The organism is Desulfoscipio geothermicus DSM 3669 (assembly GCF_900115975.1).
Lineage (GTDB): Bacteria > Bacillota > Desulfotomaculia > Desulfotomaculales > Desulfallaceae > Desulfoscipio > Desulfoscipio geothermicus.
On the sequence record NZ_FOYM01000007.1, the window covers coordinates 82,732 to 97,684 of the forward strand.

Annotated in this window: 18 protein-coding genes and 1 riboswitch; all 18 genes read left to right on the forward strand. The window is 52.2% G+C overall.

The window, feature by feature from the left end:
* Positions 1–195 precede the first annotated feature (195 nt).
* The 18 genes from BM299_RS05840 to BM299_RS05925 all read left to right on the forward strand — a co-directional run bounded on the left by BM299_RS05840 (position 196) and on the right by BM299_RS05925 (position 14,800).
* Entirely contained in the window at positions 196–723 is a 528-nt protein-coding gene (locus BM299_RS05840) for a hypothetical protein (protein WP_342741316.1), read from the forward strand.
* A 15-nt stretch (positions 724–738) separates the two neighbouring features.
* Positions 739–1,518 (forward strand): TIGR00282 family metallophosphoesterase, encoded by a 780-nt coding sequence (locus BM299_RS05845; RefSeq protein WP_092482575.1) that lies wholly within the window; start codon positions 739–741, stop codon positions 1,516–1,518.
* A 122-nt stretch (positions 1,519–1,640) separates the two neighbouring features.
* Positions 1,641–1,901 carry a stage V sporulation protein SpoVS gene (gene spoVS / locus BM299_RS05850; RefSeq protein WP_012032475.1) on the forward strand — a complete coding sequence of 87 codons (261 nt, stop codon included), beginning with the start codon at positions 1,641–1,643 and terminating at the stop codon, positions 1,899–1,901.
* Between the two features lie 97 nt (positions 1,902–1,998).
* Entirely contained in the window at positions 1,999–2,946 is a 948-nt protein-coding gene (locus BM299_RS05855) for a dipeptidase (protein ID WP_245779667.1), read from the forward strand.
* Between the two features lie 103 nt (positions 2,947–3,049).
* The gene (locus tag BM299_RS05860; RefSeq protein WP_092482526.1) at positions 3,050–3,904 is read left to right on the forward strand and encodes a PHP domain-containing protein; all 855 of its coding nucleotides are present in this window, start codon (positions 3,050–3,052) and stop codon (positions 3,902–3,904) included.
* A 57-nt stretch (positions 3,905–3,961) separates the two neighbouring features.
* Positions 3,962–5,134, forward strand: a complete 1,173-nt coding sequence (locus tag BM299_RS05865) for an LL-diaminopimelate aminotransferase (RefSeq protein WP_092482527.1) — start codon at positions 3,962–3,964, stop codon at positions 5,132–5,134.
* 73 nt (positions 5,135–5,207) lie between these two features.
* Positions 5,208–5,471, forward strand: coding sequence for a translation initiation factor 2 (locus BM299_RS05870; RefSeq protein ID WP_092482528.1), 264 nt, complete (start codon positions 5,208–5,210; stop codon positions 5,469–5,471).
* 73 nt (positions 5,472–5,544) lie between these two features.
* Positions 5,545–5,958 (forward strand): DUF3842 family protein, encoded by a 414-nt coding sequence (locus BM299_RS05875; protein ID WP_092482529.1) that lies wholly within the window; start codon positions 5,545–5,547, stop codon positions 5,956–5,958.
* 31 nt (positions 5,959–5,989) lie between these two features.
* A riboswitch (cobalamin riboswitch) is annotated at positions 5,990–6,213 on the forward strand.
* Positions 6,214–6,240: 27 nt separating this feature from the next.
* Positions 6,241–6,966, forward strand: a complete 726-nt coding sequence (cobU, locus tag BM299_RS05880) for a bifunctional adenosylcobinamide kinase/adenosylcobinamide-phosphate guanylyltransferase (RefSeq protein ID WP_245779668.1) — start codon at positions 6,241–6,243, stop codon at positions 6,964–6,966.
* Between the two features lies 1 nt (position 6,967).
* A complete protein-coding gene (locus BM299_RS05885) occupies positions 6,968–8,500 on the forward strand; it encodes a cobyric acid synthase (RefSeq protein WP_092482530.1) in 1,533 nt (510 codons plus the stop codon).
* A gap of 7 nt (positions 8,501–8,507) precedes the next feature.
* Complete coding sequence (gene cbiB / locus BM299_RS05890) at positions 8,508–9,488, forward strand: adenosylcobinamide-phosphate synthase CbiB (protein ID WP_092482531.1); 981 nt, start codon at positions 8,508–8,510, stop codon at positions 9,486–9,488.
* Between the two features lie 20 nt (positions 9,489–9,508).
* Complete coding sequence (locus BM299_RS05895; protein ID WP_092482532.1) at positions 9,509–10,894, forward strand: cobyrinic acid a,c-diamide synthase CobB; 1,386 nt, start codon at positions 9,509–9,511, stop codon at positions 10,892–10,894.
* 1 nt (position 10,895) lies between these two features.
* Positions 10,896–11,663 (forward strand): adenosylcobinamide-GDP ribazoletransferase, encoded by a 768-nt coding sequence (cobS, locus tag BM299_RS05900; protein WP_092482533.1) that lies wholly within the window; start codon positions 10,896–10,898, stop codon positions 11,661–11,663.
* A 25-nt stretch (positions 11,664–11,688) separates the two neighbouring features.
* Positions 11,689–12,783: a threonine-phosphate decarboxylase CobD gene (gene cobD / locus BM299_RS05905; protein ID WP_092482534.1), complete on the forward strand. Its 1,095-nt coding sequence runs from the start codon at positions 11,689–11,691 to the stop codon at positions 12,781–12,783.
* 1 nt (position 12,784) lies between these two features.
* Positions 12,785–13,420 carry an alpha-ribazole phosphatase gene (gene cobC / locus BM299_RS05910; RefSeq protein ID WP_092482535.1) on the forward strand — a complete coding sequence of 212 codons (636 nt, stop codon included), beginning with the start codon at positions 12,785–12,787 and terminating at the stop codon, positions 13,418–13,420.
* A 299-nt stretch (positions 13,421–13,719) separates the two neighbouring features.
* Positions 13,720–14,046 (forward strand): YtrH family sporulation protein, encoded by a 327-nt coding sequence (locus BM299_RS05915; protein WP_092482536.1) that lies wholly within the window; start codon positions 13,720–13,722, stop codon positions 14,044–14,046.
* The gene (locus BM299_RS05920) at positions 14,043–14,522 is read left to right on the forward strand and encodes a sporulation membrane protein YtrI (protein ID WP_092482537.1); all 480 of its coding nucleotides are present in this window, start codon (positions 14,043–14,045) and stop codon (positions 14,520–14,522) included. The genes BM299_RS05915 and BM299_RS05920 overlap by 4 nt, the downstream gene beginning before the upstream one ends.
* Positions 14,523–14,575: 53 nt before the next feature.
* Complete coding sequence (locus BM299_RS05925; protein WP_092482578.1) at positions 14,576–14,800, forward strand: hypothetical protein; 225 nt, start codon at positions 14,576–14,578, stop codon at positions 14,798–14,800.
* The last annotated feature ends 153 nt before the right edge of the window (positions 14,801–14,953 follow it).

Sequence of the window (14,953 nt, forward strand, 5' to 3'; positions counted from 1 at the left end):
CAAAACGGTCTCTTTGTTATACTTATCAATATTTTTCCCGGTTGACCTGCCGGTTTCAACTGCGGAAAAATATTGATAAAAAGAGATCGTTTTTTTAATTCTGGTATATTTTTATATTTATTTTGCTTTATATTGAGGCAGGAATATGCTCATGCAAAAACGAAATTAAACGCAACATGTGTGTGCAGAAGGAAGGTGTGCTTGTTGTCGGCTAATTTTAAAGGCAGCGAAGATGTGACAGACTGCGTGGGGCTATTGATATCCATACTGGTCCGTTATCCCCAGGTGGCTGCTATAAATTTTGATCCCTGGAAGCAATTGCTAAAGTTTAATTTCATATGCTCCAGGTTATTAAATGATACTGAATTGGAAAAATTTAAAGTTTATCTTTTAAACTGTATCCAATCTTTCAACTACCTGGAAAGAAAAGATGCGGCGCTGGTTGAAATTACCCACCAGGTATTTGAAGAGTTGACTTTAATAGAAATCAAAAGAGACGTAAAAACGCTGGTGCAGGAAGAAATAGCGCTGGTGGTGGAAATTTTTAACCAGTTTTGGGAAGGCATTTTGGTATCTGATATAAATGAGTCTATAATTGAAGAGGATTTAATTATGCAGGAAGAAATTATTGAACATATGCTGGAGAGCGTCAGGGGGTCGGCGGAAGACAAACGTCTGTATGCTTTCCGGGAAGAGGGCAAGGTGCTTGTTTTTAATAAATAGGTGGTAATTATAGTGATACGACTGTTAATGATTGGTGATGTGGTGGGGCGTCTCGGCCGGCGGGCCGTAAAAGAAAATTTACCCGGTCTGGTGCGGGATGAACAGATTGATCTGGTGATTGCCAACGGTGAAAATGCCGCCGGAGGGAACGGTATTACCAGGGAGGTGGCCCTGGAACTTTTTGCTGCGGGCGTGGAAGTGATTACCATGGGTAATCACGTGTGGAATAAAAAAGAAATAATCAATTACATTGACCGGGAAAACAGGGTCATCAGGCCCGCCAATTACCCGCCCGGCGCGCCTGGTGCGGGGTTCGGCCGCTTCCAGACCAGAAAAGGTGTAATCGTGGGGGTTGTAAATTTATCCGGTCGGGTGTTCATGCCGGATATGGATTGCCCATTTAGGTGCGCAGATGCCATTTTGGAGGCGTTCAAGGGGAAGAGTTCCGTTATATTGCTTGATTTTCATGCCGAAGCCACTTCCGAGAAGGCGGCCATGGCCTACTACCTGGATGGCCGAATTTCTGCTGTTTGCGGTACCCATACGCACGTGCAAACGGCGGATGAACGTATTTTGGAAAAGGGGACGGCGTTCATCACCGACGTGGGGATGACCGGGCCGCAGGATTCAGTGATCGGAGTTAAAAAAGAACTGGTGATTGAAAAATTTTTGACCCAAATGCCCAGAAAGTTTGAAGTGGCCTCCGGGCTTTACCAGTTTAACGCAGTGGTTATTGATGTGGACCAGGAATCCGGTCGGGCTTTAAATATCAAACGAATTCAAAACTACGAGTGATTCATTGACAAAAGTTAAAAAAAAAATAAGCCAAAAAAGGAATTTTCCCGGTACTGCAGAATATATTTTTAAAACAGGGATATAAGGAAACAGTCTTTCCAGAGAAGAAGGAGGTTCGATGAATGGAAGTGTTAAAAGTTTCAGCAAAATCCAATCCAAACTCTGTAGCCGGTGCCCTTGCCGGAGTGCTCAGGGAAAGGGGATGCGCGGAAATCCAGGCTATCGGTGCAGGGGCTTTGAACCAAGCAGTAAAAGCAGTAGCTATTGCCAGGGGATTTGTCGCTCCCAGTGGTGTTGATCTGATTTGTATTCCGGCTTTTACGGACATAATAATTGATGGAGAAGAGAGAACAGCAATCAAACTGATTGTCGAACCCCGTTAATTGTATGGATTGTAGTTAATTTGCCAGTAACCTGTTTATTCGGCCAGTGAATAAACAGGTTTTTAATTTTCCTGTAAAGTGAAAGGTGGCGAAAAGTTTGACTTTTAATTTGATGGTCGATGGGCATTGTGATACCCTGACGGCTGTGGAAAGCCAAAATCGCACCCTGGGTAAGAAATCCCCCCGGGGTCAGTTGGATCTGCCGCGTATGCTTGCCGGCGGGGTCAATGTGCAATTTTTTGCCGCTTTTATTGCTCCTGAATACAAAGACAGGGCTTTGAAAAGATGTCTGCAGTTAATCGATACATTTCACGCGGAAATCACGCGCAACCAAAATTCTGTGGAATTGGCTTTAAATAGCGGTGACATCTGCCGCATTATTTCAGCGGGAAAGATCGCCGCCCTGCTGGCCATAGAAGGCGGGGAAGCGCTGGCCGGTGATCTGGCTGTTTTGCGTATCTATCACCGTTTGGGGGTACGTTCCATAACCCTTACCTGGAATGGTCGTAATGAACTCGGTGACGGGGTGGGCGAAGGGCCGAACGCGGGTGGCCTGAGTGTTTTCGGGCGCTCGGTGGTGCGGGAAATGAACAGACTGGGGATGCTGATCGACGTGGCCCATCTTGCGGAAAAAGGTTTCTGGGACGTGGCGGAAACCTCCCGGCAGCCCTTTGCCGCCACCCACGCCAACTGCCGGGCCCTATGCGATCATCCCCGCAATCTTACCGATGGGCAGATAGAGCACCTGGCTCGGACCGGGGGAGTAATTGGCCTGACCTTTGTGCCGGAATTTGTGGCCGAAGAAAAACCTGACTTGGAATCTTTGCTGCGCCATGTAGACCATATTGCCTCGCGTTTCGGCCCGCAATGCATCGGGCTGGGATCTGATTTTGACGGTATGGATACGTTTTTGGCCGATTTGCGGGATGTCACCTGTACACCGCGCCTGGCCGAATCTTTACTGAAGCGGGGTTACAGTTGTTCCGAAGTATCTGGTATAATGGGTGGAAACTGGCTCAGGCTGCTGGAAAGGGTTATTCAGTGAGGTGCAATTTAATGAAAACATGATTATTTATCTGTGGTAAAATAGATAATATGTGTACTTGCTTGTATTGGTGCACCAGAAGAGGGTACGGTAAGGTGATATAATGTTTGCAGACCTGCATATACATACAACCGCTTCGGACGGTGCCAGTACGCCGGAAGAAGTGGTACGGATGGCCGCGCGCGCAAAACTGCGGGCTATAGCCATCACCGACCATGATAGCATGGAGGGAATTCCCGCCGCCCGGCAGGAAGCCGATCGGCGGCAATTGGAAATTATCGAAGGGGTTGAACTGAGCACCGAGCATGAAGGGATGGAAGTACATGTGCTGGCCTACTGTATCGACCCCGCAAACGCTGATTTCAAGGAGCACCTTAACCTATTTCGTAATGCCAGGCTGCTCCGGGCCGAAAAGATAGTCGACAAGCTGCGTAAAATGGGCGTTATGATTGATTTCGCCAGTGTTTTGGAACTGGCCGGGCCCGGGTCGGTGGGGCGGCCCCATATTGCCCAGGCCATGCTGGCTGCTGGGATAATAAACAGCATTGCGGAAGCATTTGAACATTATATCGGGGTCGGCAAGCCGGCTTATGAACCACGGCTCAAGTACCATCCCGTGGCCATGGTTAAGTTGATCAGGGAACTGGGCGGGGTGCCGGTACTGGCGCATCCCGGCATATCCTGTAATGAAGCTCTGGTATTAACCTTGATTAAAGAAGGCCTGCAGGGGCTGGAGGTTTACCACCCGCAGCACGCAAGGGATATGGAAAAATATTATTTGGATTTATGCCGGAAATTCAATTTGCTGGCTACCGGTGGGTCTGACTTCCACGGTGTGGGGGTCACGGGGCACGGTAAGCTGGGCGAGGCAGTGGCGCCATACGAAGTGGTTTTGCAGTTGCGGAAACTGGCCTTGCAAAACGGCCGCGGCACCGTAGCCGGGCAGCACCGCCCTTGAGCACCGGGGTGCTGAAATAGTATTGTTGTAGATCTTGTTGTGGGGGAGATAAACATTATGGAACTGGCACGTAGAATACAGAATTTAAGTTCGGCTATTTTCAATGAGATGGAAGAAATAAAGAAACAGGTGGAGCAAAAGGGAATTGAAGTAATTAATTTAGGGGTGGGCAGCCCGGACCTACCGCCGGCGCCGCATATTGTTGAGGCCATGCATCGGGCGCTGGATAACCCGGGTAATTACCACTACCCGCTGGTGGGTAAGCCGGAATTGCACCGGGCGGTGACCGCGTGGTACAGGAAAAGATTCGGCGTGGAACTGGACCCGGATAATGAGGTGCTGGCTTTGATGGGCTCACAGGACGGTCTGGCCCATATTGCCATGGCCTACATCAACCCCGGGGATATTGCCTTGGTTCCCGACCCCGGTTACCCCATTTATGCATGCAGCATACTGCTGGCGGAGGGGAAAATTTACCCCATGCCCCTGCTGGCGAAAAACAACTTTTTGCCGGACCTCAAAGCCATTCCGGAGGAGGTGGCCAGACAGGCCAAATTACTATGGGTCAATTACCCCAATAATCCGGTGGCGGCCGCAGCCGACAGGGATTTTTTCACTTCCCTGGTGGATTTTGCCCGGGAGTACGACATCCTGGTTTGCCATGATATCGCATACTGCGAACTTGCCTTTGATGGTTTCAAACCAATTAGTTTTTTGGAAATTACCGGTGCCCGGGAAGTGGGGATAGAGTTTTACTCATTGTCCAAAACCTATAATATGGCCGGCTGCCGCATCGGGTTTGCGGTGGGGAATGCGGAAATATTGCAGGGTTTGAACCGGGTGAAAACAAATATTGATTACGGGGTTTTCAATGTGGTTCAGGAAGCGGGTATAGCCGCGCTGGAAGGTCCTCAGGATTGTGTGCGCGAAAATGCTGAAACTTACCGCCGGCGCAGGGATGTGCTGGTGGACGGATTGGCCCGGCTGGGCTGGAAGGTGCCCCGCCCCAGGGCGTCAATGTTTGTTTGGGCCCCGCTGCCGGAGGGATTTAACTGCACGGCCAGGGAATTTGCCCTGCAGTTATTACACCAGACCGGCGTGCTGGTTATACCGGGCACTGCTTTCGGGGAGCAGGGCGAGGGGTACCTGCGGATCGCGCTGGTCAGGGAAGAGAATGTACTGGCCCGGGCGGTGCGCCGTATTGGGGAATTTCTGCGCGCCGGGGCATAAACCGGCATCATGTCTATTTAACCGCCCCCCGGCATATAATAATAACGAAAAAGCCGGTCAAGGTGGTGGTGCGATGGAGGAGTACCCGGATGTGAAGTATTTCCAGCGCAGAATACAGGAACTGGAAGAAAAAGTCGACCAACTCCGTCTCAGCCGCAGGGTGCTAATGAATTTAATAGAAAAAATGGAAAAAGAAAGGGCTTTCTTTCTGGCCAGGCTGGAGAAGGAAAACCGTCGTTTGCATAAAGATAATTATAAGTATGCTTGCTGGTTGTTGAAGAAAAACAGGCAGATCGTGGAACTACAATCAAAACTGGAGGGACAGTCGAATTCTTAAAATTGAACCTGTTGACCCGGATAAAGGGTCTTTTTTTTGCGAAATATGGTATAATGCAGTATGAGGTGTTATTATGAAGATTGCCGTTATAGACGGCCAGGGTGGCGGTATCGGTAAACACATCATGGACAGGCTGAGGCGGGAACTGCCTGATAATATTGAACTTTTGGCCCTGGGCACCAACGCCCTGGCGACGTCGGTAATGATCCGCTCCGGAGCCAATGAGGGTGCGACGGGGGAAAACGCGCTGATTTATAATGCCGACAAGGTTGACCTGATTGTCGGGCCCATTAGTATCATGTTTCCCCACGCCATGTCCGGGGAAATGACCCCACGCATGGCCGAGGCTATTGCCGGCAGCCCGGCGCCGAAAGTGCTGCTTCCACTGACTCGTTCCGGGGTGAACATTGTGGGGATGAAAGCAGAGCCCCTGCCGCACCTGATTGATGAATTGGTTAAAAAGGTCAAGGAATTGGTGGAAAACTGATAATTTACTGCTATATAAGAAATGAATATTGGGGAATATCGGGTTCACAGGTGCCCCGGTCATGGTACGGTTTTAGCGACCGCACCCGGGGAGAATAGGGAATCAGGTTAAGCCTGAGCGGTCTCCGCCACTGTAAACGGGTAGTTTACCTTAGCTAGTAGTTCCTAAATGCTAGTGCAAGCCACTCTGCGGAGGAAGGCGTAAGGTTGACAGTGACCCGTAAGCCAGGATACCTGCCTGTGAACGGGCCAGCACCCTGCGTGAGAAAGGGAGTGGCTTTCTTTGATTGGCGGCGCTGAAAACTCCAGTCTGGAAAGCTGGGGTTTTTGCTTTTTTGTAACAGTGTCTTGGGGCGGGAACAGCGTTAACGGCGAGGATGCTTCAAGCATAACGCATGTGAAAATGCCGGAGGAGGATTGTATTTTGCCCAGGGGAGAAATAATGCTGGTTATCGGTGGCGCACGTAGCGGAAAAAGCGAGTGGGCCGAGGAATTGGTCAAAGCGCGGGGCGACAGTGTGATTTACGTTGCCACCGCTGGAATTAACGATGCTGAGATGGCCGAGCGGGTTAGACGGCACCGCGAACGCCGCCCCGCGGGCTGGCGGACCGTAGAGGAAACGCATCAATTGGCCGGTGTTTTAAACGCTGCGCCTGCCGGCTCAGTAGTTTTAATTGATTGTCTGACTGTCTGGATGTCGAACTTGCTGTTGGATGAATCGCTCCCCCGCCGGGGGGCCGCCGGTGCTGAAAAGGAAGAATACATTTTGCAAGAGGCGGGGCGGATTGTGGACGCTGCCCGCCGCAGAGAACTTTATTTGGTAATGGTCAGCAACGAGGTGGGCTGTGGCCTGGTGCCGGATAATGCGCTGGGTAGGCTTTACCGGGATATTGCCGGCCGGGTCAACCGGCGGCTGGCAGAACTGGCCGACCGGGTGTATTATGTGGTGGCGGGTATACCGCTGGATTTGCAGGCGCTGGCAATAACTAAAGCAAAGGGGAGGGTGTAATATGCCGGCCAGAACAATCATGGTGCAGGGAACGGCCTCGCATGCCGGCAAAAGCGTTTTGGCGGCAGCGCTATGCCGCATTTTTCAACAGGATGGTTATAAAGTGGCTCCTTTCAAGTCGCAGAATATGGCCCTGAATTCCTATGTTACCGCCGACGGTGGGGAAATGGGACGGGCCCAGGTGGTGCAGGCCGAGGCGGCCGGTATTCCGCCGCATGTAGATATGAACCCGGTTTTATTAAAGCCTACCGGCAACGCCTCCTCCCAGGTGGTGGTACTGGGCAAGCCGTTGGGTAATTACACGGCTCATAACTATCATAACGAGCTAACCGTAAAGTTGTGGGGGGTGGTTGTCCAAGCACTGTCCCGCCTGCGGCAAAACTATGATATTGTAGTTATTGAAGGAGCCGGCAGCCCGGCGGAAATCAACTTGCAGAGTACAGAAATCGTCAATATGCGGGTGGCCCGGGAGGCCGGGGCACCGGTGCTGCTGGTGGCCGATATAGACCGGGGCGGAGCCATGGCCTCGGTGGTGGGCACCCTGGAATTGCTTGACCCCGTAGACCGGGCCAGGGTTAAAGGGGTGGTGATAAATAAGTTTCGCGGCGACGTATCCTTGTTTCAACCGGCTATAGATTTTTTGGAACGGAAAACGGGGGTGCCGGTGTGTGGAGTGGTGCCTTACATGGAAAGACTGCGCATCCAGGATGAGGACTCGGTGGTTATTGATGAGAAGATTTACCGGGTCGATGATAAGGCCGGCCCGGTAGAAGTGGCCGTAATGCGAATCCCCCGCATATCCAACTTTACAGATTTTGACCTCCTGGAAAACGAACCGGATGTGAGTCTGCGTTACGTGACAAACAAAAGTGAACTGGGCCAGCCCGACCTGGTAATTATACCGGGTAGCAAAAATACCATTGAGGATTTAATATTTCTCAAAAAAAAGGGTCTGGCGGGAGAAATAGTGCGTTTGGCTAAAAGCGGTGTGCCCGTGGTCGGTATTTGCGGTGGTTTTCAAATGTTGGGCAACGAACTGCATGACCCCGACAGCACAGAATCCAGTATAGAACATATTTCCGGCCTGGGACTATTGGACATCAAGACAACTTTCAACCGGGAGAAGATTACCAATCAGGTTCGGGCCGTGGTGGCCGGGCAAGGTGAATTTTTGGCGGGTTTTAGGGGCCAACTGGCTGGTTATGAGATCCATATGGGCCAGTCCGAATTAGGCGACGGGACCAAAGCTGCATTTATCATCCAAAACCGCTCGGGCCGGGAGATGCATGTGCCGGACGGCGCCGAAGGCAACGGGGGCACCGTGTGGGGGACGTATATTCACGGCATTTTTGACAATGATGCTTTCAGACGGCACCTGATCAATGTGTTGCGCAGACGGAAGGGCCTGAAGGAAGAAGTTGAGGTGCCGGTAACCAAAATAGCAGACATCAAAGAAACAGAATATAACAGGCTGGCCGACATGGTGCGCCGAAGCTTGAATATGGAACTAATTTATAAATTATTGAATAAGTAGGTTGTGTATGGAAATTATTGCGCTGCAAATCGTCATTGGCTATATAATAGATTTAATGATGGGTGACCCGCCCCGGATACCTCATCCCGTGGTGTTCATCGGCCGGGGCATCGCCTGCCTGGAAAGGGCGGCGCGTAAATGGTTCAACAAACCCGCGGGTTTGAAGGTGGCGGGTGTCGGCATAGCCCTGATAATCACGGCGGGAAGTTATGCAACCACCGCCTTGATTCTGTGGGCTGCCTGGCAGGTGCACTATTACTTGTTTTTGATGGCCGGGACCTGGTTGATTTCCACAACCATAGCCACCAGGGGCCTGGCCGACGCTGCGCTGGAAATCAGGCGCGTGCTGGCTTCCGGAGATCTGGCGCTGGCCCGGCAGCGGGTGGGGTGGATAGTGGGCAGGGATACAGGAACCATGTCTGGTAATGACGTGGTGCGCGCCACCGTGGAAACGGTGGCTGAAAATTTAAATGATGCCGTGGTGGCGCCGTTATTCTATGCCTGCATCGGTGGCCCCGCCCTGGCCATGGCTTACCGGGCCGTTAATACCCTGGATTCCATGATGGGTTACAAGAATGAAAAATACTTGCACCTGGGGTGGGCGTCAGCTAGGCTGGACGATATAGCCGGGTATATTCCGGCCCGCCTGACGGGATTGCTGCTGTTAATGGTCGCCTGGCTGTCCAACCGGGACTGGCGGCGGGCCCTGGCGGTGTGGCGGCGGGACGCCGCGTTGCACTCCAGCCCGAACAGCGGGATTCCCGAATCGGTAATGGCCGGCGCATTGGGGATAAGGTTGGGCGGCAGAAATGTTTACGGCGGGGTTGTTACATTTCGTGCTTACATGGGCGACCAGGTGGAGCAATTCAGGCCTGATCACATCACCCGGTCCGTGGACATGCTTTACGAAGCGGCCGCTGCGGCAGTAATATCCTTTACGGCGCTGTTGCTGATTGTACAGACATTTTACCCGGGTTTTTCCAGGTGAGGTCGGAAGGAGAATGGGTAGTGCATAAAATACCGCGCGTTATGATCGCCGGCACGCACAGTGGGGCCGGCAAAACCACTATTGCCACGGCTGTAATGGCTATGTTGCACGGAAAGGGCTTGCGGGTGCAACCCTACAAGGTGGGTCCCGATTACATTGACCCGGGTTTTCACCGGGCAGCCACCGGCCGGGTATCCCGCAACCTGGATACTTTTTTCCTGGGCGAGGCCGGGGTCAAGGAAGTGTTTGTCAGGTCGGCGGCCGGCGCCGATATTTGCGTAATTGAAGGGGTTATGGGGCTGTACGACGGAATCGGCGCCGGGGACGAAGGCAGTTCCGCCCGGGTGGCCAAAATTTTGGGTTGCCCGGTAATTCTGGTGGTGGATGCCCGGTCCATGGCCCGCAGCGCTGCGGCAGTTGTCTGGGGGTACGCCAACCTGCCCGGCGGGGTTTCCTTGGCCGGTGTCGTATTAAATCGGGTGGGCAGTGAGCGGCATTTCAATATTTTAACCGAGGCCATTGAGGAAAAGACCGGTGTGCCGGTCCTGGGCGGTATTTTGCGGGATCACGCCCTGCATATGCCGGAAAGGCACCTGGGGCTGGTGCCCAGTGTAGAAAATGAACAAATAAGAGAGGTTATGGATATTCTGGCGGAACGGGTGGCCAAAGGTGTATCCGCGGAAAAACTGGTTAACCTGGCTCGGAGCGCTCCGGCGTTGGGCGCGGAGGAAAACATTTTCGCGGTTGAGCCCGGTGAACCTGTTCGGTTGGGCATTGTCAGGGACAGTGCCTTTAACTTTTATTACCAGGACGGCCTGGACTTGCTATCGGCCATGGGGGCCGAATTGGTGTACTGCAGCGCTCTGGCGGATCGAGCTTTGCCGGAGCGGGTGGACGGGCTTTATATTGGCGGTGGTTTCCCGGAAATGTTTATTGAGCAACTGGCGGATAACCGCCCCTTCATTGATGATCTTAAACGCCGGGTTATCACGGGGTTGCCCGTTTACGCCGAATGCGGCGGGTTAATGTACCTGTGCCGGTCCATCGCGGATTTTTCCGGGCGGGAGCATGCCGGTGCGGGAATACTGCCCGCCCGGTGTCGGATGGAGAAAAAACGGGTGGCTCTGGGGTATGTAAAGGCCACCGCACTGCGGGACAATGTGCTGGTGCCCAAGGGGGCCGCGCTACGGGGGCATGAGTTTCATTATTCCAGTATCACCGGGCAAAATTTGACGCCTGGTTGGGAATTGCGCAAACCCGGCGCAGCTACCGGTCGCCCGGACGGTCATGCCGCCGGGAATGTGCTGGCCGGCTATCTGCACATTCACTTTGCCGGTTCACCGGATGCGGCCCGCGGGTTTATAAAGTCATGCGCTGATTACCGCCGCCGCGTCGTGAGGGAGTAATATGAAACAATTTTGTTTTGCCCTTCAGCACCTGACCAGAATAACATTATATAAAGGAGCATTTGATGAAACGGCCTTTGGCCGGGCCACGGTGTATTTCCCCGCCGTTGGATTGTTGTTGGCGGTACTGTTGATTCTGGTCAGGGCGGTATTGAGCTATATTTTCCCTGCGCCGCTGCTGGCGGCCATGTTGGTGGCGGCCATGGTGGTGATGACCGGTGGCCTGCACCTGGACGGTTTTATGGACACTGTGGATGGTGTATTTAGCGGGCGACCGCGGGAAAAAAAACTGGAAATCATGCGGGACAGCAGAGTGGGCGCTTTTGGGGCGCTGGCCATGGTATGCCTGCTTTTGCTTAAATATAACATTTTTTTGTCGCTAAGCGATACACTGACATGGCAGGCCATAATACCGGCTTTGGTGTTGAGCCGGTGGGCAATGGTTTACGCCATTGCCCGTTTCCCCTACGCCCGCCCGTCAGGCCTGGGCACCCTGTATAAAAAGTATACCGGCGGGAGGGAATTATTGCTGGCCACCGCCAGTACACTTATAATAACCGGCCTGGTTTCCGGCATCGCCGGGCTGTTACTGCTGCCGATTGCCTGGGCCTGGGTGCGCTTTACCGGCGGCAAGTTGACTGCCGAGTTGGGTGGGCTGACCGGCGATACATATGGGGCCACGGCCGAAATGACGGAACTGCTGGTCTACCTGGCGGTTTTCCCTCTTTACGGTTACTGGCCCGGGTTATTTTACAGCTTAAGGTTTTAAAAAATTTATTGCCGAGGAGTAGATTATGATTTATACGGAATACAGGCACGGCGGCGATGTATTCGGTGCCGCCCGCAAATTTAACCGCCAGCCCCGGGAAATATACGATTTCAGCGCAAACATCAACCCGCTGGGTCCTTCCCATCAGGCGTTAAAGGCGATCAAGGACAACCTGGACCTGATAAGTCATTATCCCGACCCGCGCTGTGCGGAATTGAGAATGGCGCTGTCCCGTTACCTGGATATTCCGCCGGCCAATATGTTGTTGGGCAACGGGGCCTCGGAATTAATCTACCTTCTGGCCCGTGTTTTGGCTTTCCGCCGGGCTGTGGTTTGCTCGCCCACGTTTGTGGAATACGGTGCGGCGGTTGTCGCCGCCGGGGGGACGGTGGTGGAAGTGCCCATGGAAGAAAGGGACAACTTTACCCTGCCGGTGTCTAAGATAAAAAAATCCCTGCGGGAGGCAGACAGTGTTTTTATTTGCAATCCCAACAACCCCACCGGTCGGGCTGAGAAGAAACCGATTATCCAGACCGTTATCAAGGAGGCGCAGGATAGAAATGCCGTTGTGGTGGTGGATGAGGCATTTATTGATTTTGTGGAAAGACGGGAACAATACAGTGTCATGTCGCTGCTGCCCAAGTACTCCAAACTGGTTGTGTTGTATTCCATGACCAAATTTTTCGGCATCCCCGGCCTGCGGCTGGGCGTGTTACTGGGCACTGATTCCCTCGTAAAAAGACTCGAGCCGGCCAAAGACCCGTGGAATGTGAACATGCTGGCGCAAATCGCCGGCACGGCGGCGCTGGCGGACACTAAGTATATGGAAGAAACCAGGCAGCTTGTCTGGCAGGAAAGGGAATTTCTTTTCAGGGCCATTACCCGCATACCGGGTCTCCAGGCATTTCCGGGCGACGCCAATTATTTGTTGATCAAGATTGAGGATGACCGAATTTCTTCTTCAGTTTTGGCTGAAAGAACAGCACAGCGGGGCGTCCTGGTGCGTGATTGCGCCAATTTCGCCGGGTTGGGGCACAATTACATCAGAGTGGCGGTAAAAACCAGGCGGGAAAACGTGGCGTTGTTGAATGCGCTGGCAAAGGCCGTGAAAGGGGAATAGTATGGGCTGTCGGGTGTTTTTAATCAGGCATGGCGAAACGCAGTGGAACAAGGATTTCCGGATACAGGGGAAGTCGGATGTACCGTTAAGCGATAACGGCACCAGGCAGGCGGAGGCGTTGAGCAATCGGCTGGCCGGGCAGGAATTTGCCGCTTTTTTCTCCAGCAACCTATCCCGGGCCCGGGAAACAGCGGCCATCATAGCCCGGCCGCACAACCAACCCGTGCAGGTGCTTAATGACCTGCAAGAATTAAATTTCGGGCACTGGGAGGGAATGACCATCGAGGAGATCCGCAGGCAATACCGGCAGGAATCTTCGGCCTGGTGGGCCAGTCCGCTGGAAACCAGGATACCGGGCGGGGAAAACCTGGCTGAGCTGGCCGAACGATCCGTTCGGGCCATAAAAACAATTATTGAGCGGTATCCCCGGCAGCAGGTGGTGGTAGTGGCCCATGGGGGCACCATAAGAAGTATTGTAGGTACCGTGTTGGGGTTTGATTTAAACCAGTACTGGCGCCTGCGCCAGGACAATGCCTCCCTTTCAATTATTGAATTTTACCAGTGGGAAAAAGGTATAATCATGTTATACAACGATGTCAGTCACCTGCGGCCGGGTTTGGTGCCGCCGGCAGATTAAAAACTATGTATTCCAAGCTGCAAAACCGGGCAGTGCGCCCGGTTTTTTATATGCTTTGCCAGAAAAGTGAAGCTGGCTATAACTATGGCCGGGGAAGGGAATAAATTACTGTGAAAGGTATGCATTAAGGGAACTGATTTTGATGCACACCTTTTTTGTTATTATTTACCGGTGTGCTTCATATATTTGGGTCATAGAAATATTTAAAACGGGCAATACCGTAGCTCGGGCCCATGGCCCGTCGGTCATTGGCGGGGACCGGTGTTTTAGGTGATTCGTCTGAAAGGGAAGGTATGGCTATGGAAACGTTTGTAAATAAAACGGTATTGATTTTTTGTACCGCCTTGGGCATAATTCTCGGTGCTGCGCTGGTGGGTTCCCTGGCGGCCGTAATGGTCAAAGAGCCTCCCGTCAGCACCATGTTGAAGCTGGCCAGGGAGATAAAAATATGGGCCATCGTTGCCGCTATCGGCGGGACGTTTTCAACTTTCGAGGTGCTGGAATCCGGCCTTTTTCAGGGTGAGGTGCGGGCGGTCATCAAGCAGCTGATCTATATCATCAGCGCCCTGGCCGGCACCCAGACCGGTTATTACCTGCTGTTGCTGCTTTCAGGTGAGGGGCAATGAAACGGCTGCTTTTCGGTCTGGCCGTTTTTATTCTGGGTGCCCTTACCGGGGCAGCGTTGACGGGAATTTCCATAGGCAGCCAGGTGGATGCTCTGTATATTGAAAACCGGGCTTTGCAGGATAACCTGCAGGTGGCGGAAAAGGAATTGCAGCAACTCCGGGAAAACAGTAAAACCACTCACAAACGGGTGATATCCAAAATAACCACGCGCGTTGCTTTCAGCGAGGAATGCGATTATTCAGAGTACGAAAGAAGCACTATTGAACTGACCGTAGAAAAAAAAGTGCGCGAATGGCTGAAAATAATTTCGGGGCAGGAAGTGGAAACGATTAATTATCAGTTGGTTCCCCGCATAGTGGATAATCGGGAAATGGAAGTTGATGGAAATAAAATCCAGCTAAAAGTCAACCTGGTGGTCATAGCCGAGAATGTAGTGGTTTACTTAGAAATTATTCCCATAAAGGACAAGGTATGATAATGATTCTGCCGGCTGGACACAATAAGTTGAAAAAAGGGAGTGTTCCGCCAGTGGAAGAATATATTCGTTCCAGAGTACCATGGAGTACAGAACCCAGTTTAAAGTTTAAGACCGAGGAAGTGGGTATTGAATTTGACGAGTTTATTGACGGGCTGAAAGACGGCAAGTCCGATGCTGAAATGGCTGAGGAGTTTGATGTTACGGAAAAGCTGATCTATCACCTGCGGGATCATTTCATGCGTTACGGTCTGGGGCATATCATGGGCCAGGATTAGCAGGACTGATTCTATATATGCCGGGTGGTATTGGATTGCCGCTTCGGGAAGCCGGGAAAAACTTTTTTTAATGTATAGAATTTAGGTCCCCTTATTTCCGGACGTTGTGCTATAATAAACAAATATATTATTGAAAAAAATTATCCGAAAAAG